This window comes from Pseudomonas sp. NPDC008258 (assembly GCF_042956345.1).
Taxonomy (GTDB): Bacteria; Pseudomonadota; Gammaproteobacteria; order Pseudomonadales; family Pseudomonadaceae; genus Aquipseudomonas.
On the sequence record NZ_JBIBGE010000004.1, the window covers coordinates 132,393 to 151,509 of the forward strand.

Sequence of the window (19,117 nt, forward strand, 5' to 3'; positions counted from 1 at the left end):
ATCACTTCACCAGGGGCAGGTTATCGGCTTTCCAGCTGGAAACGCCACCGCTCAGTTTGGCAGCGGTGTAACCAGCCTTGAGCAGCTCGCGGCAGTGGGTGCCGGACTGCTGGCCCATTGCGTCGACGACGATCAGGGTCTTCTCTTTGTGCTTGTCCAGCTCGCTCATGCGGGTGGCCAGCTTGTCCTGCGGTATGTTGATCGCACCGACGATGTGGCCGGCGGCGTATTCCTTGGCAGTACGGATGTCGAGGACCAGGCCCTTGTCGGCGTTGACCAGGGCGGTCAGCTGGCCATTGGTCAGGCTCTGGCCGCCACGGCGGATTTCATTGAGCAGCAGCAGGACCAGCAGAACAACGAAGATCGCAACCAGGATGTAGTGATCTGTCGCGAATTGAATCAGGTGAGCAACCATCAGCGGTGTTCCAGGCGATTGAAAATGCCGGCCAGTATACACAGCCCCCCAGTGCCACCAAAGCCCGACGGGCCGGCCGTAAAGGTACCTTCATGTTGCCGCATGAGGCGCGCTGGTCCGGGAACAGGACGAATATTCGCCGCAGGTGGCGCATTTGCCCTAAAATGCGTGTCTTTATCATCTTTGAACAACCGTGAGTTTGATTGATGACGAGTACGCCCAAACCCCTGGTCCTGATCATCCTGGATGGCTTCGGCCACAGCGAAGTCCCCGAACACAACGCCATCTTTGCCGCCAACACGCCGGTCTATGACCGCCTGCGCGCCACCCAGCCGCATGGCCTCATTTCCGGCTCAGGCATGGATGTCGGCCTGCCGGACGGGCAGATGGGCAACTCCGAAGTCGGTCACATGAACCTGGGCGCGGGCCGCGTCGTCTACCAGGACTTCACCCGCGTTACCAAAGCCATCCGTGACGGCGAATTCTTCGAAAACCCGGTGCTCACCGGTGCCGTGGACAAGGCCGCCAGTGCCGGCAAGGCCGTGCACATCCTCGGCCTGTTGTCGGATGGCGGCGTACACAGCCACCAGGACCACCTGGTGGCCATGGCCGAACTGGCTGCCCAGCGTGGTGCAGAAAAGATCTACCTGCACGCCTTCCTCGATGGCCGCGACACCCCGCCCCGCAGCGCGCAGTCGTCCATCGAACTGCTCGACGCCACTTTCGCCAGGCTGGGCAAGGGCCGCATCGCCAGCCTGATCGGCCGCTACTTCGCCATGGACCGGGATAACCGCTGGGACCGCGTCAGCGCCGCCTACAACCTGATCGTCGACAGCACCGCCGAATACACCGCCGACACCGCCCTGGCCGGCCTGGAAGCGGCCTACGCCCGCGACGAGAGCGACGAATTCGTCAAGGCCACGCGCATTGGCGAAGCGGTCAAGGTCGAAGACGGCGATGCCGTGATCTTCATGAACTTCCGCGCCGACCGTGCCCGCGAGCTGTCGCGCGTGTTCGTCGAAGCCGACTTCAATGAATTCCCGCGCGCCCGCCTGCCAAAACTGGCTGCCTACATCGGCCTGACCCAGTACTCGGCCAAGATTCCGGCGCCGGCAGCCTTTGCACCGGCCAGCCTGAACAACGTGCTGGGCGAGTACCTGGCAAAGAACGGCAAAACCCAGCTGCGTATTGCCGAGACCGAGAAGTACGCCCACGTTACTTTCTTCTTCTCCGGCGGCCGCGAAGAACCGTTCGAAGGCGAAGAGCGCATCCTCATCCCGTCGCCCAAGGTTGCCACCTACGACCTGCAGCCGGAAATGAACGCGCCGGAAGTGACCGATCGCATTGTCGAGGCCATCGAGCAGCAGCGCTTCGACGTGATCGTGGTCAACTACGCCAACGGCGACATGGTCGGCCATACAGGCGTGTTCGAGGCTGCGGTGAAGGCGGTTGAAGCGCTGGATACCTGCGTCGGCCGCATCGTCGAAGCACTGGCCAAAGTGGACGGCGAAGCGCTGATCACCGCCGACCACGGCAACGTCGAGCAGATGGAAGACGAATGCACCGGCCAGGCGCACACCGCGCATACCACCGAGCCGGTGCCGTTCATCTATGTGGGCAAGCGTAATGTGAAAGTGCGTGACGGCGGCGTGCTGGCCGATGTTGCACCGACCATGTTGAAGCTGCTGGGGCTGGAAAAGCCTGCGGAAATGACCGGAACCTCGATTCTGGTAGACGCCTGAATCTGTGAATTGGGGCCGCTTTGCGCCCCTTCGCGGGCATGCCCGCTCCCACAGGGTCGGCGACACACGCTACTTTTGTGGGAGCGGGCGTGCCCGCGAAGGGCTGCAAAGCAGCCCCAATAACACATGAATTCCAGACAAACGCCCCTCTGCACCCGCAGCGAGGCGTTTTTTTTGCCCGCCCGGGCGGGCATACTAGGCCAGTCTCCATCCTTGGTACGCCAAACCCCATGCTTCGCGCCCTGATCCTACTCGCCCTGTCTTGCCTGCTCAGCCCGGCCTTCGCCGATGAGCGTGCACAGACCCAGCAGCAACTGGACGCCACCCGCCAGGACATTGCCGAGCTCAAGAAAACGCTGGGCAAGCTCCAGGAAGAAAAGGCCGGTGTGCAAAAGGACCTCAAAACCACCGAGACCGACATCGGCAACCTCGAAAAGCAGGTGGAGGCGCTGCAGCAAGAACTAAAAAAGACCGAGGGCGATCTGGAGCGCCTTGATACCGAGAAAAAAAAACTCCAGAGCGCCCGCGTTGAACAACAGCGACTGATCGCCATCCAGGCCCGTTCGGCCTACCAGAACAATGGCCGCGAGGAATACCTCAAGCTGCTGCTCAACCAGCAGAACCCCGAGAAGTTCGCCCGCACCCTCACCTACTACGACTACATCAGCAAGGCGCGCCTGGAACAACTGCGCACCTTCAACGAAACCCTGCGCCAACTGGCCAATGTCGAGCAGGAAATGGCCACCCAGCAGCAACAGCTGCTGGCCCAGCGGGCCGACCTCGACAGCCGCCGCCAGGCCCTTGAGGCCGAGCGTGGCAAGCGCCAGCAGGTACTGGCCAAGCTCAATGGCGACATGAAGGACCGCGACCAGAAGTTGCAGGCCCGCGAGCAGGACCAGGCCGACCTGTCCAAAGTGCTCAAGACCATCGAGGAAACCCTGGCCCGGCAAGCCCGCGAAGCCGAAGAAGCGCGCAAGAAAGCCTTGCTGGCCCAGCAGGAAGCGGAAAAACGCCGCCAGCAGGAGGCCCTGGCCGCCGCCGCTGCCCGCGAAGAGGCCAAGGAGCCGGTGGAGCCACCGAAGAAGGCCCGCACCACCCTCGGCCCGATGGTTTCCACCGACGGCGCGAGCTACGGCGGCGCATTTTCTTCCGCACGGGGAAAACTTCCGTGGCCCGTGAATGGTCGCTTGCTGGCACGCTTCGGCGATGCGCGCGGCAGCGATGCCCGTGCCAAGTGGGACGGCGTGATGATCAGCGCCAACCCAGGCACCCAGGTACGCGCCGTACACGGTGGGCGTGTGGTGTTTGCCGACTGGTTGCGCGGTGCCGGGCTTCTGGTCATTCTCGACCATGGCAATGGTTACCTGAGCCTTTACGGCCACAACCAGAGCCTGCTCAAGAGCGCCGGTGATATCGTCAAGGCCGGTGAAGCCATTTCCACCGTGGGCGACAGCGGTGGCCAGGACGCGGCAGGCTTGTACTTCGCCATCCGCCAGCAGGGCCGGCCGACCGACCCTGCGCAGTGGTGCCGGGGCTAGTCAAATTTCTACGGCGTAGCCTGAATGCTGCGCCGATGCTCCCCAGGGAGCGCTTACAGGATCAGGAGTTCGTTCGACATGCTGCACTCGCCTCGTCTCACCCAGCTGGCCCTGTCCATCGCCCTGGCGGTCGGCGCCCCCCTGGCCAGCGCCGCCGAGCCGGCCAAGGCCGCCGCAGTGCCCGCCACCGAGGTGACCGCCAAGGCGCCACTGCCGCTGGAAGAGCTGCGCACCTTTGCCGAGGTCATGGACCGCATCAAGGCGGCTTATGTGGAGCCGGTGGACGACAAGACCCTGCTGGAAAACGCCATCAAGGGCATGCTCAGCAACCTTGACCCGCACTCGGCCTACCTCGGCCCCGAAGACTTCCAGGAGCTGCAGGAAAGCACCAGCGGCGAGTTCGGCGGGCTGGGCATCGAAGTGGGCCAGGAAGACGGCTTCATCAAGGTGGTCTCGCCCATCGACGACACCCCGGCCTCGCGTGCCGGCGTGCAGGCTGGCGACCTGATCGTCAAGATCAACGGCGCCCCCACCCGCGGCCAGACCATGACCGAAGCAGTCGACAAGATGCGCGGCAAGGTTGGCGAGAAAATCACCCTGACCCTGGTGCGCGACGGCGGCAACCCGTTTGACGTGACCCTGGCCCGCGCGGTCATCCAGGTCAAGAGCGTGAAGAGCCAGCTGCTGGAGAACGACTATGGCTATATCCGCATCACCCAGTTCCAGGTCAAGACCGGCGACGAGGTGGGCAAGGCCCTGGCCAAGCTGCGCAAGGACAACGGCAAGAAGCTGCGCGGCGTGGTGCTGGACCTGCGCAACAACCCGGGCGGCGTGCTGCAATCCGCCGTGGAAGTGGCCGACCACTTCCTGACCAAGGGCCTGATCGTCTACACCAAGGGCCGCATCGCCAACTCCGAGCTGCGCTTCTCGGCCGACCCGGCCGACGCCAGCGAAGGCGTGCCACTGGTGGTGCTGATCAACGGCGGCAGCGCCTCGGCCTCGGAAATTGTCGCCGGCGCCCTGCAGGACCAGAAACGCGCCGTGCTGATGGGCACCGACAGCTTCGGCAAAGGTTCGGTGCAAACCGTGCTGCCACTGGCCAACGACCGCGCCCTGAAGCTGACCACTGCGCTGTACTTCACCCCCAACGGCCGCTCGATCCAGGCGCAAGGCATTGTCCCCGACATCGAAGTGCGCCCGGCCAAGCTCACCGCTGAAGTCGACACCGACAATTTCAAGGAAGCTGACCTGCAGGGGCACCTGGGCAACGGTAATGGCGGCGCCGACCGCCCGACCGGCAGCAGCAAGCGCAAGGAGCGCCCGCAGGATGACGACTTCCAGCTGAGCCAGGCCTTGAGCCTGCTCAAGGGCCTGAACATCACCTCGGGTAAATGATTCAGCCCATGCGCTATCTGCTGTGCCTGCTGTTCGGCCTGCTAGCCGGGGTCGCGCAAGCGGCACCGGCCAACAAGGCCTACATGAGCATCATCATCGACGACCTGGGCCAGAGCCCCGAGCGTGACAGCCGCACATTGGCCCTGCCGGGCCCGGTGACCATGGCAATCATGCCCGACACCCCGCACGCCACCGACTTCGCCCGCCAGGCGCACAAGGCTGGTAAAACGGTGATCCTGCACATGCCGATGGACCCGGCTACCGGGCCCTATGCCTGGCACCCGGGCATCGCCATCGAGGAACTGGCCCGGCGCCTGGATGCGGCCTTGGCCAAAGTCCCGTACGCGGCAGGCATCAATAACCACATGGGCAGCCGGATGACGGCCCAACGCGAACCGATGACCTGGCTGATGACCGAGCTGCAGCGGCGCCACCTGTTCTTCGTCGACAGCCGCACCAGTGCGGCGACGGTAGCGGCGGCCGAAGCGCAGGCACAGGGGCTGGCACACGTTTCCCGTGATGTGTTCCTCGACGACGAACGCACCAACGAAGCGATCAGCCGGCAACTTCAGCAAGGTATCGCCCTTGCCCGCCAACAAGGCTCCGCCGTGTTGATCGGCCACCCTTACCCGCAAACACTCGACATACTGGCGCGCGAGCTGCCACGCCTGGCGCAACAAGGCATCACCCTGGTCAGCCTGCAGCAGATGATCGCCGAACGGGGTAACCAGGCCATGCCGGCGCACGGCAGGCATGGCCGGTACACCAACCGCAGCCAGCGCTAGCAATCAGAAGGGAATGATCCCCCGGGCTTGCTCCAGCGTCAGCTTGCCATAATGAAGGCGCTGGCCCGCGGCGGCGGCCAGGCGACGGCTCATTCGGCGCTGGCTCCAGGTTTTCAGATGCCCGGTGGTGAAGTCCTGTGCGTAGTCATCAGGTGAACTGAAATGAAAGTGCGCGGCCCACAGGTTTCGCCTGCTCGGTAGGCGCAGCACCTTGTATTCATCAAATGCACTACCGTCCTGCATGGTGCGCCTTTCGTTGTATTCAACCGTGATCACGCCCTCTGCATGCAGGAACTGCAGGGCGTCAGCGGAGGGATAGCTGGTATCGGTGTACAGGGTGGTCAGTTGCAGTTTTTTCTCGGCCCGCAGTGCATCTGCATCCCGCTCCAGCGTCCTGAGAAGGCTCTCGTTGCCCCCCGCATCGCGCACGACGCTCGCGGCCTGGTCCAGTTTGTTCAGCTGCTGATCAAACAGCTGGGCGAGCAAGGAGCCTTTGATGTCGTTTTCGACGTACGACCTGGCCTTTTCCCGCACAGCCGTATTTTCTTCAAGCAGCGACTGCACCCACATGGGTAGATCGTCCGGTGGCGCCTGATCAACCAATGAAGGCCTTTTAGCCTCTCGCTCACACCATTGGCCCTGAACCTGCTCGAATGTGGCCAACACATCATCGGAAAAGGACTCGCGCACCTCGACGATGCTCTGCCCCTCCACCTCGGTCTCCGTCCCGATCAGCAACTGCCCTTGAGCATTGCGGACCAGCCGCTGCTGCGTGCTGGCGACCGAATAGGGCGAACGCCTGTCGGGTACAGTGCCGGTTTCCTGCTCACGAACCGCTTCGACCAGGCGGCGTCCGGCGTCCAGCTTGAGCTTGCCGACATGTTCCTGGTATCGATCGATCATCCCCGGCTCGATCAACTTCCCGCCTGTTTTGCGGATACGCGCGCTGTTGAGCAGCGCGGCAGTGTATTCATCCCAGGCTTCCTGCAGGATGACAACCCTGTCCTGCGCCGACAGGGTGACAACGTCCAGTTCACCGTGGGCATCTGCGGCGCTACGCAGGTTCAGGCCGGCCAATTCTTCCCTGTAGCCGACAAGCGTTTCGATCCCGGTTTCGCTGTCCAGGTGCAAAGCAAGGTCACTCAGGTTCAGCACCTGGTGGAAACGCAATTGGACAGTGGTGAAGTGACGCGAAGCAATCAACTGGCCAACGGTATGCGCCGGTTCCTCCGGCGCGCTGGATATCTCGAAATCGTCCGCTGTCACAGCCAATAATTCATCGAGATGCTCTTGAGCCAGAAGTATGCGGTCCTGCAGGCCTGCAACGGTTTCAAGCTTGAGGCGTAACTTTTTGTACAGCTCGGATACTTCAACGATAGGCCGCCCGTTCAGGCGCTTTCGCATCTCGGCAAGTGCCTCATAATCCGCAAGGTCCCACAGTTCTTTCACAATAAAATTGTTATTGCGGATGAGCCCCGTCCGAACGTTCTTCTCATGCTGCTCGATTGAGGCATCCCAACCTGCGGTCAAACGCTCGGCTGCAAATTTAGGCTCCTTCATGGTGGTTAACAGCGGCAGAATCGTTTGTTCTGCGCGCACGGCGGCCTCCAATTGCTGTACCGATTCCTCCCTGCGGTTGAAATCCTCCACTTCCCACTCAGCTATACGGTCATCGTACCGCTGTAGCAAACCTTGCATTTGCGTAACATCAGCCCCTTCTGGCGGCGAGAGCAGCGCTGCAGCTGCCTTTGCCCTGAGTGCCTTGAGGCTTTGCAGCCTGTCTAGCGATTCAAGCGATTTTTTTGCCAGTGTGCCGAACCGATCCCTCGCTTCATTCACTTGCAGGTCCAACTGGCCGACCTTCTCTTTCATCTCGTGGAAGCGGTTCGCAAGCCTGGCCCGCGTACCGCTTTGCTTCATACCGCCCTCCAGACGGAGAGAGGCGTCGACTCGCCAGACACCATCGAAAACGATCCAGGGCCCTGGTGTTCCTCGGGGATCGACGACACGCACACCGGCTGGCGATTGCTCCACACGGTAGGCGTCCCCGCCCAACGCTGCGTAATAGTGGCCATCGATAAGGTACAACCCCCTCGCCTCTTGGGTGGTCAACGGCTGGAGGCCGTTGAGCGCCACGTTCGAACGCATGGCATGGAGCGCTTGCCGCTGAGCAGGCGGCAACCAGTTGAGCCCACTCTGGCCCCGCCAGGAGAAGTCGAGCCACCGGCCGGGCAGCGCCGCCAATGCCTGGCCAGTGCCAACGTTCACGGGAACAAGCGTGCTCTCGGCAAATGCGCCGCGCTGGGCAGCAGGGCGTTCAAACACCGAAGCGTCAGGTAGCTCAGCAGCCGGAGCCACCCCCTGCACAGGTTGACGGGCATGCAACAAGCTCATACCCAGGTTCAACATCAGGTCGGCAATGGCCGCCGAACGGGCGAATTCGTCACCCTGCTCAAGCGCGTCGAGGTCGTTCTCCAAAGCACCTAGGAGCTGGACCAGCCAGGCCATGGAGGCGGCTGGGCCACGGATAACCAGAGTCACCACATCGAACAGAAGCCACGCGCCTTCGCTCAGCGTCTGCCAGCGGCTTTCGGCATTGGAAACGGACTGCTCGTTCGCGAGCTCGACAAGCAAATCCCGGTTTGCGGCATAGAGCCTTTCATCAAGATCATTGCGCCAGAACTCAATGGACAAGCTGGCGGGTTCAGGGGTAGCAGGCGGCGCGTAGAAATCGATTCCGATAACAGCGATGTGAGGCTCCTGAAAACCCCCGTTCTGATAGATCGCTCGAACAGCCGGATCCATCCAGTCAACGATACTGTCCTGTAACAACTGCGATTCGCGAACCTGGTCGAGCACGGCCGGCAGGCTTGCATATTCGCGCAGGGTGTCTTGCGCAAATAAGGGCCGATATAACAGTACCAGTGAAGGTTCGGCGCAGTACAACATGAACATGCCCCGTACCTGGTCTTTGTTCCGGGACGCCGGGCTGCGCTTGAATGCCAAGGGAACAAGCATTACTCGCGGTGTAACCGGGTCTAGATGCCCGGCACAGAAGTCGACAATGCATTGCAACCCGGCTTGCGAGATCCGCTGCTCAAGTTTGGCGGTGACGGCAGTGCAAAGCAGTGCGCTGCGCCATTCCCGCCCAAATCGCCTGACACGGTCGGCACGCGTCGCAGGGTCGTCCAGATGCTCGGCTACATAGGCTGGATAACCGCCACCAATGTCGACCTGAAGTACCAACCGCCTGACCGAGTCGGGGTTCAGCCAAGCGGGCAGTTCACTGCCATCACTGTGGCGAATGTTGCGAATGACCGCCCCCTTAAGGGAAGAAAGATTGCCGATGGCAAATTCTGTGAGGGTCTTGCTGCCGACGAATGCCAGCGGCTCCCCTCCCCCGGCGCCTGTTGCCCCACCACCCGGCATCCCACGCGCCAGGTACAAATCCAGAAGAACGTTGTCTGCTGAGCCTTCGTCAGCGTGGTCCAGGCGAATTTGCTCCGCCAACTGCTGGCGGGTATAGGCTTGCAGAGACTGAACACCCTCCAATGCGGCAATGCCGTCTGCATCGAGTTGGTAGGCGGCGATTTGCAAAAGCGCGGCACTCCACGCAAAGCTGTCTTGAGCGCTGCTGGCACGCAAGCCCAGTGGCGGTTGAACCGCCGGGGTTTGATTCTCGTAATCGACGAACCATGACGATGGGTCACTCAACTCGGCAAACCGCTGCTCAAGCGCCCCAACATCACTGATGGCACTGAAAGATGCCCGATCAACCCTGCGGAACACGGTTTCGAGCAGCAACGAAACTTGCTGGGCGAACGCATTACCTTGCACAGGGTAACGCCGCCAGCTCATCTGCTCGAATGCGTAGCGCTGCGCCAGCTCATCACGAAGGGCGTAGCCGAAATCACCCAGGGATTCGAAACTGCGCACGGTGCCAGACGGCTCACACCACAACGCAACCTGCCGTTCGTCCCACTCGCCCAGCACCAACAGGTGGCACAGCATTTCATCGTATTGCTGTGACGCACTCGTCAGTTGGGCCTCCACGAAACAAACCGACGGCTGGTCAGCCTGGCCGCGGATCACCCCTCGGATACAGGCCTGCTCCTGTGCATCCAGGCCTTGCATGGGCAGGCCGCGCAACAGGGCGGTTTGCAACACAAGCTGCAACCAGCTATCCCGGCTGACCCCAGCGCTACCCTGGGCCTTCCAGTACTCAAGCTGGGCCTCACAGAAGCTTTGCGGCAAGCGCGCAACCAGTTCATTCAGCGAGCGCGACAAACCCGTCAGCCGCCGGGTATCGAGCTCACTGTGGGAGCCCGCAAAACGGTAGGGCGCCGTGAGCCCGACATTGAAATGCCGCCCGTCCTCCAATGGCTCGATATCAAGCAGCTGTGGGTCCAACAGCGCTTGCAACACTCGGTCGAGCAACGGTTGAGTGGTCCAGTAAGGCGTGTCGGGGTCCGGGCTATCCAGCATCAGGGGCTCAGCCGTTGACAGGGCTGGCGTTACATCAGCCAGCCATGGCAGCTCGGCCAGCAACACTGCCAACAGCTGCTCACTGGCGACCTGCCGCAAGGTGGGCCGGCCAGCAAACTGTTTGGCAACTGCTTGCGCGAAGGCAAACGTGCGGGTCTCGGGGCTGTTCATGTTGCGCATACCTCCTCGGTAAATCCGAGAGGCTGCTACACGCCTTGCCGAGGCCTACGCTAAATATTGCTCGCGCAAAAAAAAGGCCTTGCTCTGTCGAGCAAGGCCTTCTGTTCAGCGTATCAGCATCAGCTGTACACACGCCCCAACAGCTGGCGGTGGCTTTCGAACTGGTCCAGCACATCCCGTACGATCTGCTCAGGCGCAAAGCCCATCAGGTCATACTCCTGGCTGCCGTCGTGCAGGTACACCTCGGCACGGTAGAAGCGCTGGCGCACTTCCGGCTCGCCTTCCACGGGTGCTTCGCTTGGCGCGGCCATGTAGCCGTCCAGGCTCACTTCGTAAACGAACGGGTTACCCTCGTCCATCATCACCCGCAGGCCCATCATGTTGCGCGACTGGCCAACCCGGGTTTCCACCTCGAAGCCCAAAGTCTGCAGCTGCGCGGCGGCGTCTTTGAGCGCCGGGCTGACCTGTTTGTCCATGAAACGCTGCACCACGGCCTGGGTCGGCTGCAGCTCCAGCTGGGTCAGGCGCTCGCTGAAGCCGCGACGGCCACGGGCAGCCAGTTCGGCACGCTCCTGCTCCACTGCCACGTCCTGCTTCATGGCCTTGTACAGGCCGAACATGAACAGCACCAGCACCACCGAGAACGGCAGGCCTGCCAGCACCACCATGGTCTGCATGGCTTCGAAGTTGCCGGCAAACAGCAGGCCAATGGTGACCAGGGTAATGACCACCGACCAGAACACCACCATCCAGTGCGGGGCGTCTTCGTCGACCTTGCCGCCTTTGCACGACAGGTTGGCCATCATCACCGCGCCGGAGTCGGCCGGGGTGAGGAACAGCACAAAGCCCACGAACACTGCCACACCGATCACGATCTTGGCGGCCGGGAAGTATTCCAGCAGCTGGTAGATCGACATCGAGGGTTGCTCAAGTGCGGTCTTGCCCAGTTCCACTGCGCCCTGGTTGATCACCAGGTCCAGCGCGGTGTTGCCGAAGATCGACAGCCAGGCCAGGGTGAAGCCCAGCGGGATCAGCAGCACGCCCATGACCAGTTGGCGCACGGTGCGGCCCTTGGAGATACGGGCAATGAACATGCCGACAAACGGGCCCCAGGAAATCCACCAGGCCCAGTAGAACACGGTCCACAGGCCCAGCCAGCGCTCGGACTTGCCCGCCTCGCCTTCATACACATACAGGTCGAAGGTTTTCAGCACGATGCCGTTCAGGTAGTCACCGACGTTCTGCACGAAGCCATTGAGCAGGTGCAGGGTTTCGCCGCCCAGCAGCACGAAGATCAACAGGCCGCTGAACAGCATGATGTTCAGGTTGGACAAGCGGCGAATGCCGTTTTCCACACCCGAGACCGCCGCCACGGTGGCCACACCGGCCATGACCAGGATCACCACCAGCAGGTTGGTCTTGCTGTGGTCCATGCCGAACAGGTACTCCAGGCCGGACGACACCTGCATCGAACCGATACCCAGGTTGGTCACCAGGCCCAGCAGGGTGACGAACATGCCGAAAATGTCCACGGCATTGCCGGCAGCACCTTTGACCCAACGCTCACCGACCAGCGGGTACAGCGCCGAACGCAGCGCCAATGGCTGGTTGTGACGGTAGGCGAAGTAACCCACGGCCAGGCCGACCAAGGCGTAGATCGCCCAGCCATGCAGGCCCCAGTGCAGGAAGGTCAGTTGCAGGCCCTGGCGCGCAGCTTCGAGGCTGGCCGGGGTGCCTTCCGGTGGGTTGAAGTAGTGATCCAGTGGCTCGGACGCACCGAAGTACAGCAGCGAGATACCGATACCGGAGGAAAACAGCATGCCGGCCCAGGCGCCGTAGCTGAAGTCCGGCTGGTCGTCCTTGCCGCCCAGCTTGAGGCTGCCGTAGTCGGAGAAGGCCAGGTAGACGACAAACACCAGGTAGCCGCAGATGACCAGCATGTAATACCAGCCAAAGGTGCGCGTCAGCCATTTCTGGGCCACGCCCAGCACCTGGCCGGCGGTTTCGGGTACAGCGATCAGCAAGGCAGTCAGAACAAGGATCATCAGCGCGGAGGTGAAGAACACCACGCGGTTGACCCGTACCCTCTCGGCGGGGGGCTTGGTAAGTGAGGCAGAACTCATTGCACGAATGCTCCGGGCAGTACGGCTGTGGAGGCTAATCAGTCTTTCCCGAGCAATTGGTGGAATATCCCCACTGCGTCAGGTGTTATAAAAGCACCCTGGAAACCGTGATCCCGAATCGATACGTTGCAAAAAAACAGACAGGTGGCCTGCTGAAAATGCCACGCCTCGGCTGAGGTGCGCGCATTCGTCACAGATCACCCCGCCCGCTCCAAGGGCCTGTCGCAGGCCAGTGACCGTACGGCAGAATCTGCATTTCGCATCGCTCATGCCCGTCAACGCCTTGTATTCCGGGGGTTACGCGATTTCCTGGGGTGTCAATCCGTGCCTTCTCGACCGCCTGAAAAACTGTCAATGGCACAAATTGTCGCAGAGCTTATTCTTTATTGATTGAACGTTCAATCAAAACAAAATAGACTGGCCTTCGCCGAGTCAGCCGCCCGTCGTCTGCTCGCAGGCCTGAGGAGATAGCAAGATGCCCAAGGTCGGTATGCAACCCATCCGCCGCCAGCAGTTGATCGAAGCCACGTTGCAGGCGGTCGATCAGGTCGGTCTGGGGGACGCCAGCATTGCGCTGATTGCCCGTTTGGCCGGTGTGTCGAACGGCATCATCAGTCACTACTTTCGGGACAAGAACGGCCTGATCGCAGCGACGATGGGTTACATCATGAACATGCTCAACGAAGGCGTTCGAGCACGTCGCCAGGCCCTGACGGACGACAGCCCGCGCGCCCACCTGAAAGTGATCATCGAGGGCAACTTCGATGCCAGCCAGGTGAACGGCCCGGCAATGAAAACCTGGTTGGCCTTCTGGGCTTCCAGCATGCACCAGCCCGATTTGCACAGGTTGCAGCGGATCAACGACCACCGCTTGTATTCCAACCTGTGCTGCCAGTTCCGCCGCGCCCTGCCGCTCTACCATGCGCGCAAGGCAGCCCGCGGCCTGGCGGCCCTGATCGACGGTTTGTGGCTGCGTGGTGCCCTGTCGGGTGATGCATTCGACACCGACCAGGCGATACGGATTGCTTACGAATACATGGATCTACAACTGGCTAAACAGCACACCCTGAGCACCAACGACCAGGCTGCTGACCAAGCGCGCACGGCCCTTGCCAACCCGGCAGGAGCGTGACGCGCAAGCCAAACCACACACTGCACTTGCGAGGACACTATGGCCCGTTTCGGAACGCAAAAACTCTACATTGATGGCGCTTACGTCGACGCTGGCAGCGATGCCACCTTCGAAGCCATCAACCCGGCCACCGGCGAAGTCCTCGCCCACGTTCAGCGTGCTACCGAGGCCGACGTCGAGAAGGCTGTGGAAAGCGCCGAGCGCGGCCAGAAAGTCTGGGCAGCAATGACGGCCATGCAGCGCTCGCGCATCCTGCGCCGCGCCGTCGACATCCTGCGTGAGCGCAACGACGAGCTGGCCATGCTGGAAACCCTGGACACCGGCAAGTCGTACTCCGAAACCCGCTACGTCGACATCGTCACCGGCGCCGACGTGCTGGAATACTACGCAGGCCTGGTACCGGCCATCGAAGGCGAGCAGATCCCGCTGCGTGAATCGTCCTTCGTCTACACCCGCCGCGAGCCGCTGGGCGTCACCGTGGGTATCGGTGCCTGGAACTACCCGATCCAGATCGCCCTGTGGAAGTCTGCCCCGGCCCTGGCCGCCGGCAACGCCATGATCTTCAAGCCTTCGGAAGTCACCTCGCTGACCACCCTGAAACTGGCCGAGATCTACACCGAAGCCGGCCTGCCGAATGGTGTGTTCAACGTACTGACCGGCAGCGGCCGCGAAGTCGGCACCTGGCTGACCGAGCACCCACGCATTGAAAAAGTGTCCTTCACCGGCGGCACCACCACCGGCAAGAAGGTCATGGCCAGCGCCTCCAGCTCGTCGCTGAAGGAAGTGACCATGGAACTGGGCGGCAAGTCGCCACTGATCATCTGCGCCGACGCCGACCTGGACAAGGCCGCCGACATCGCCATGATGGCCAACTTCTACAGCTCGGGCCAGGTGTGCACCAACGGCACCCGCGTGTTCATCCCTGCCGAGATGAAAGCTGCTTTCGAAGCCAAGATCGCCGAGCGCGTTGCCCGCATTCGCGTTGGCAACCCGGAAGACGAAAACACCAACTTCGGCCCGCTGGTCAGCTTCCCGCACATGGAAAACGTGCTGGGCTACATCGCCAAAGGTAAAGAAGAAGGTGCCCGCGTGCTGTGCGGCGGCGAGCGTCTGACTGCCGGTGAATTCGCCAAGGGCGCCTTCGTGGCCCCGACCGTGTTCACCGACTGCACCGACGACATGACCATCGTCAAGGAAGAGATCTTCGGCCCGGTGATGAGCATTCTCACCTACGAAACCGAAGAAGAAGTGATCCGTCGTGCCAACGACACCGAGTACGGCCTGGCCGCCGGTGTCTGCACCAACGACATCACCCGCGCCCACCGCATCATCCACAAGCTGGAAGCCGGTATCTGCTGGATCAACGCCTGGGGCGAATCGCCAGCCGAAATGCCGGTTGGTGGCTACAAGCAGTCGGGCGTCGGCCGTGAAAACGGCGTCAGCTCGCTGGCTCAATACACTCGCATCAAGTCGGTCCAGGTCGAGCTGGGCGGCTACAACTCGGTCTTCTAAGGCCCTGTCCAGCCACGCCCGTGCCGCCGCGCACGGGCGTTCCCGCTCCCTGATCACCGCCAACACGAGGGTACTTTCATGTCCCAAGAATTCGATTACATCATCGTCGGTGCCGGCTCCGCCGGTAACACCCTGGCTACCCGCCTGACCGAAGACGCCGGCGTTACCGTGCTGCTGCTGGAAGCCGGTGGCCCCGACTACCGCTTCGACTTCCGCACCCAGATGCCAGCCGCCCTGGCCTTCCCGCTGCAAGGCCGCCGCTACAACTGGGCCTACGAGACCGACCCGGAGCCGTTCATGGACGGCCGCCGCATGGAGTGTGGCCGCGGCAAGGGCCTGGGTGGCTCGTCGCTGATCAACGGCATGTGCTACATCCGCGGCAACGCCATGGACTTCGACGGCTGGGCAGAACTGCCGGGCCTGCAAGACTGGACCTACCTGGACTGCCTGCCGTACTTCCGCAAAGCCGAAACCCGCGACATCGGCCCTAACGACTACCACGGCGGTGAAGGCCCGGTCAGCGTTGCCACGCCCAAGGCCGGCAACAACCCGCTGTTCCACGCCATGGTCGAGGCCGGCGTACAAGCCGGTTACCCGCGCACCGAAGACCTGAACGGCTACCAGCAAGAGGGCTTTGGCCCGATGGACCGTTCGGTGACCAAGAACGGCCGCCGCTCCAGCACCGCCCGTGGTTACCTGGACCAGGCCAAGAAGCGCCCGAACCTGACCATCGTCACCCACGCCCTGAGCGACCGTGTGCTGTTCGACGGCAAGCGCGCAATTGGCGTGACCTACCTGGTCGGCGACAGCGAAGAGCGTGTGGAAGCCCGCGCCCGCAAGGAAGTGATTGTCAGCTCTGGCGCCATCGCTTCGCCGCAACTGCTGCAACGCTCCGGCGTGGGCCCGCGCGCCCTGCTGGAAAGCCTCGACATCCCGGTCGTGCACGACCTGCCGGGCGTTGGCGAAAACCTGCAGGACCACCTGGAACTGTACCTGCAGTACGCCTGCACCCAGCCGGTGTCGCTGTACCCATCGCTGCTGTGGTGGAACCAGCCGGCCATCGGTGCCGAGTGGATGTTCAACGGTACCGGCATCGGCGCCAGCAACCAGTTCGAAGCTGGCGGCTTCATCCGTACCCGTCCTGAGTTCAAGTGGCCGAACATTCAGTACCACTTCCTGCCAGTAGCCATTAACTACAATGGCTCCAATGGCGTGAAAGAACATGGCTTCCAGGCGCACATGGGCTCCATGCGCTCGCCTGCCCGTGGTCGCATCCAGGCCAAGTCGAAAAACCCGCGCCAGCACCCGAGCATCCTGTTCAACTACATGTCCACCGAGCAGGACTGGCAGGAATTCCGTGACGGCATCCGCCTGACCCGCGAAATCATGGCCCAGCCGGCGCTGGACCCGTACCGTGGCCGCGAAATCAGCCCGGGCGCCGACGTGCAAACCGACGAGCAGCTGGACAAGTTCATTCGCGAGCACGCCGAAACCGCCTTCCACCCGTCCTGCTCGTGCAAGATGGGCACCGACGACATGGCGGTGGTTGACGGCGAAGGCCGTGTGCACGGCATGAAAGGCCTGCGTGTGGTCGACGCGTCGATCATGCCGCTGATCATCACCGGCAACCTCAACGCCACCACGATCATGATCGCCGAGAAAATCTCGGACAAGATCCGTGGCCGCAAGCCGCTGGCACGCAGCACTGCCAAGTACTACGTGGCAGGCGATGCACCGGTGAAAGGCAAGCCGATGCGTGAAGTGAAGCAGGCGTAAGCCCGCACTGGCCTCTTCGCGGGCTTGCCCGCTCCCACAGGTATTGCATCGCCAGCAGGCCTTGCAAGATCCCTGTGGGAGCGGGCAAGCCCGCGAAGAGGCCCGCCCAGGCAACACAACAAAAGGCACCCACCGCGGTGCCTTTTGCACATCTGCAGAAACGCTTTACATGCTGCCAATTCATCAGGTTAGAATCGATTGGCACGCGACTTGCCAGTCCAAGTCCTCTTCCCCGCGCTATACCGGAGTAACTGCCTTTGGATGCCAGCACCATCAACAGCCTGTTCCTGATCGGCGCATTGCTGGTGGGTGCAAGTATCCTGGTCAGCTCGCTGTCGTCACGCCTGGGCATCCCAATTCTGGTCATCATCCTCGCCGTCGGCATGATTGCCGGTGTGGATGGTGGCGGCATCATCTTCAACAACTACCCGACCGCTTACCTGGTGGGCAACCTGGCACTGGCCGTGATCCTGCTCGACGGCGGCCTGCGCACGCGGGTGGCAAGCTTCCGCGTAGCCCTGTGGCCGGCGCTGTCGCTGGCCACGGTCGGGGTGATGATCACCACCGCCCTCACCGGCCTGGTCGCCGCCTGGCTGTTCAACCTGAGCCTGATCCAGGGCTTGCTGATCGGCGCCATTGTCGGCTCCACCGACGCTGCGGCAGTGTTCTCGCTGCTGGGCGGCAAAGGCCTGAATGAGCGGGTTACCGCCACCCTGGAGATCGAATCGGGCAGCAACGACCCGATGGCAGTGTTTCTCACCGTCACCCTGATCGACATGATCGCCAGCGGCCAGACCGGCCTGCACTGGAGCCTGCTCACCCACCTGCTGCGTGAGTTCGGCATCGGCGGGCTGCTGGGCCTGGGCGGCGGCTGGCTGATGCTGCAACTGGTCAACCGCATCAACCTGGCCGGTGGCCTGTACCCGATCCTGGTGGTGGCCGGCGGCCTGGTGGTGTTCTCCCTGACCAACGCCCTGCACGGTAGCGGCTTCCTGGCCGTGTACCTGTGCGGCCTGGTGCTGGGCAACAAGCCGATCCGCAGCCGCCACGGCATCCTGCACATGCTCGACGGCATGGCCTGGCTGGCCCAGATCGGCATGTTCCTGGTGCTGGGGCTGCTGGTCACCCCGCACGACCTGCTGCCCATCGCCCTGCCGGCGCTGGGCCTGGCGCTGTGGATGATCCTGGTGGCACGGCCGTTGTCGGTGGTCGCTGCCCTGCTGCCGTTCAAGGCCTTCCATGGCCGCGAGAAGGGCTTCATTTCCTGGGTCGGCCTGCGCGGCGCGGTACCGATCATCCTGGCGGTGTTCCCGCTGATGGCCGGCCTGCCGGATGCCCAGCTGTTCTTCAACCTGGCGTTCTTCATCGTGCTGGTGTCGCTGCTGGTGCAAGGCACCAGCCTGCCGTGGATGGCCAAACTGCTGAAAGTGACCGTACCGCCAGACCCGGCACCGATTTCACGCTCCGCCCTGGAAGTGCACATCACCAGCGAGTGGGAACTGTTTGTCTACCGCCTGGGTGCCGAAAAATGGTGCATCGGCGCCGCCCTGCGCGAGCTGAAAATGCCCGAAGGCACGCGGATTGCCGCCTTGTTCCGTAACGAGCAGCTGTTGCACCCGTCGGGCAGTACCGTGCTGGAAGTGGGCGACATGCTCTGCGTGATCGGCCACGAGCACAACCTGCAGGCCCTGGGCAAACTGTTCAGCCAGGCGCCACAACGGGGCCTGGACCTGCGCTTCTTCGGCGACTTCGTGCTCGAAGGCGATGCCGAACTGGGTGCAGTGGCCGCGCTTTATGGCCTGAAACTCGACGGCCTGGACGCGAATATGCCATTGGCGCAGTTCATCCGACAGAAGGTCGGAGGCGCTCCAGTAGTAGGTGACCAGGTCGAATGGCATGGCACGATCTGGACCGTGGCGACCATGGACGGGAACAAGATCCAGAAAGTAGGCGTCAGATTCCCCGAAGGAACGCGACCCGGACCAGGATTGTTCCTCTAAACTTCGTTTCTGCCGGATCCACAAGTAGTCTGCC

At 62.4% G+C, this 19,117-nt stretch carries 11 protein-coding genes; 8 read left to right on the plus strand and 3 right to left on the minus strand.

The window, feature by feature from the left end; all coding sequences use genetic code 11:
* Nucleotide 1 precedes the first annotated feature (1 nt).
* Nucleotides 2-415, minus strand: a complete 414-nt coding sequence (locus ACFY9W_RS04685; RefSeq protein ID WP_391126410.1) for a rhodanese-like domain-containing protein — start codon at nt 413-415, stop codon at nt 2-4.
* Between the two features lie 206 nt (nt 416-621).
* On the opposite strand from ACFY9W_RS04685, the gene gpmI reads away from it, so the two are divergent.
* From gpmI to ACFY9W_RS04705, 4 genes are all read left to right on the plus strand, one after another.
* Nucleotides 622-2,157, plus strand: coding sequence for a 2,3-bisphosphoglycerate-independent phosphoglycerate mutase (gene gpmI, locus ACFY9W_RS04690; protein ID WP_391126413.1), 1,536 nt, complete (start codon nt 622-624; stop codon nt 2,155-2,157).
* 230 nt (nt 2,158-2,387) lie between these two features.
* The gene (locus ACFY9W_RS04695; RefSeq protein WP_391126416.1) at nt 2,388-3,695 is read left to right on the plus strand and encodes a peptidoglycan DD-metalloendopeptidase family protein; all 1,308 of its coding nucleotides are present in this window, start codon (nt 2,388-2,390) and stop codon (nt 3,693-3,695) included.
* 78 nt (nt 3,696-3,773) lie between these two features.
* Nucleotides 3,774-5,090, plus strand: coding sequence for a S41 family peptidase (locus ACFY9W_RS04700; protein WP_391126419.1), 1,317 nt, complete (start codon nt 3,774-3,776; stop codon nt 5,088-5,090).
* Nucleotides 5,091-5,098: 8 nt separating this feature from the next.
* The gene (locus ACFY9W_RS04705; protein ID WP_391126422.1) at nt 5,099-5,875 is read left to right on the plus strand and encodes a divergent polysaccharide deacetylase family protein; all 777 of its coding nucleotides are present in this window, start codon (nt 5,099-5,101) and stop codon (nt 5,873-5,875) included.
* A gap of 3 nt (nt 5,876-5,878) precedes the next feature.
* On the opposite strand, the gene ACFY9W_RS04710 is transcribed toward ACFY9W_RS04705, so the two are convergent.
* Nucleotides 5,879-10,531, minus strand: a complete 4,653-nt coding sequence (locus ACFY9W_RS04710) for a hypothetical protein (protein WP_391126425.1) — start codon at nt 10,529-10,531, stop codon at nt 5,879-5,881.
* A 128-nt stretch (nt 10,532-10,659) separates the two neighbouring features.
* Complete coding sequence (locus ACFY9W_RS04715) at nt 10,660-12,606, minus strand: BCCT family transporter (RefSeq protein ID WP_391126669.1); 1,947 nt, start codon at nt 12,604-12,606, stop codon at nt 10,660-10,662.
* A gap of 532 nt (nt 12,607-13,138) precedes the next feature.
* On the opposite strand from ACFY9W_RS04715, the gene betI reads away from it, so the two are divergent.
* From betI to ACFY9W_RS04735, 4 genes are all read left to right on the plus strand, one after another.
* The gene (gene betI, locus ACFY9W_RS04720) at nt 13,139-13,795 is read left to right on the plus strand and encodes a transcriptional regulator BetI (RefSeq protein ID WP_391126428.1); all 657 of its coding nucleotides are present in this window, start codon (nt 13,139-13,141) and stop codon (nt 13,793-13,795) included.
* Between the two features lie 39 nt (nt 13,796-13,834).
* Nucleotides 13,835-15,307, plus strand: coding sequence for a betaine-aldehyde dehydrogenase (gene betB, locus ACFY9W_RS04725; RefSeq protein ID WP_391126431.1), 1,473 nt, complete (start codon nt 13,835-13,837; stop codon nt 15,305-15,307).
* 78 nt (nt 15,308-15,385) lie between these two features.
* Nucleotides 15,386-17,083: a choline dehydrogenase gene (gene betA / locus ACFY9W_RS04730; RefSeq protein ID WP_391126435.1), complete on the plus strand. Its 1,698-nt coding sequence runs from the start codon at nt 15,386-15,388 to the stop codon at nt 17,081-17,083.
* Between the two features lie 257 nt (nt 17,084-17,340).
* A complete protein-coding gene (locus tag ACFY9W_RS04735; protein ID WP_391126438.1) occupies nt 17,341-19,083 on the plus strand; it encodes a potassium/proton antiporter in 1,743 nt (580 codons plus the stop codon).
* Nucleotides 19,084-19,117 lie beyond the last annotated feature (34 nt).

Bases quoted from the DNA above. Each gene is read 5' to 3' on its own strand.
- betB (WP_391126431.1), top strand. From the start codon at position 13,835: ATGGCCCGTTTCGGAACGCAAAAACTCTACATTGATGGCGCTTACGTC.
- gpmI (WP_391126413.1), top strand. From the start codon at position 622: ATGACGAGTACGCCCAAACCCCTGGTCCTGATCATCCTGGATGGCTTC.
- betI (WP_391126428.1), top strand. From the start codon at position 13,139: ATGCCCAAGGTCGGTATGCAACCCATCCGCCGCCAGCAGTTGATCGAA.
- betA (WP_391126435.1), top strand. From the start codon at position 15,386: ATGTCCCAAGAATTCGATTACATCATCGTCGGTGCCGGCTCCGCCGGT.
- ACFY9W_RS04705 (WP_391126422.1), top strand. From the start codon at position 5,099: ATGCGCTATCTGCTGTGCCTGCTGTTCGGCCTGCTAGCCGGGGTCGCG.
- ACFY9W_RS04700 (WP_391126419.1), top strand. From the start codon at position 3,774: ATGCTGCACTCGCCTCGTCTCACCCAGCTGGCCCTGTCCATCGCCCTG.
- ACFY9W_RS04695 (WP_391126416.1), top strand. From the start codon at position 2,388: ATGCTTCGCGCCCTGATCCTACTCGCCCTGTCTTGCCTGCTCAGCCCG.
- ACFY9W_RS04685 (WP_391126410.1), bottom strand. From the start codon at position 415: ATGGTTGCTCACCTGATTCAATTCGCGACAGATCACTACATCCTGGTT.
- ACFY9W_RS04710 (WP_391126425.1), bottom strand. From the start codon at position 10,531: ATGAACAGCCCCGAGACCCGCACGTTTGCCTTCGCGCAAGCAGTTGCC.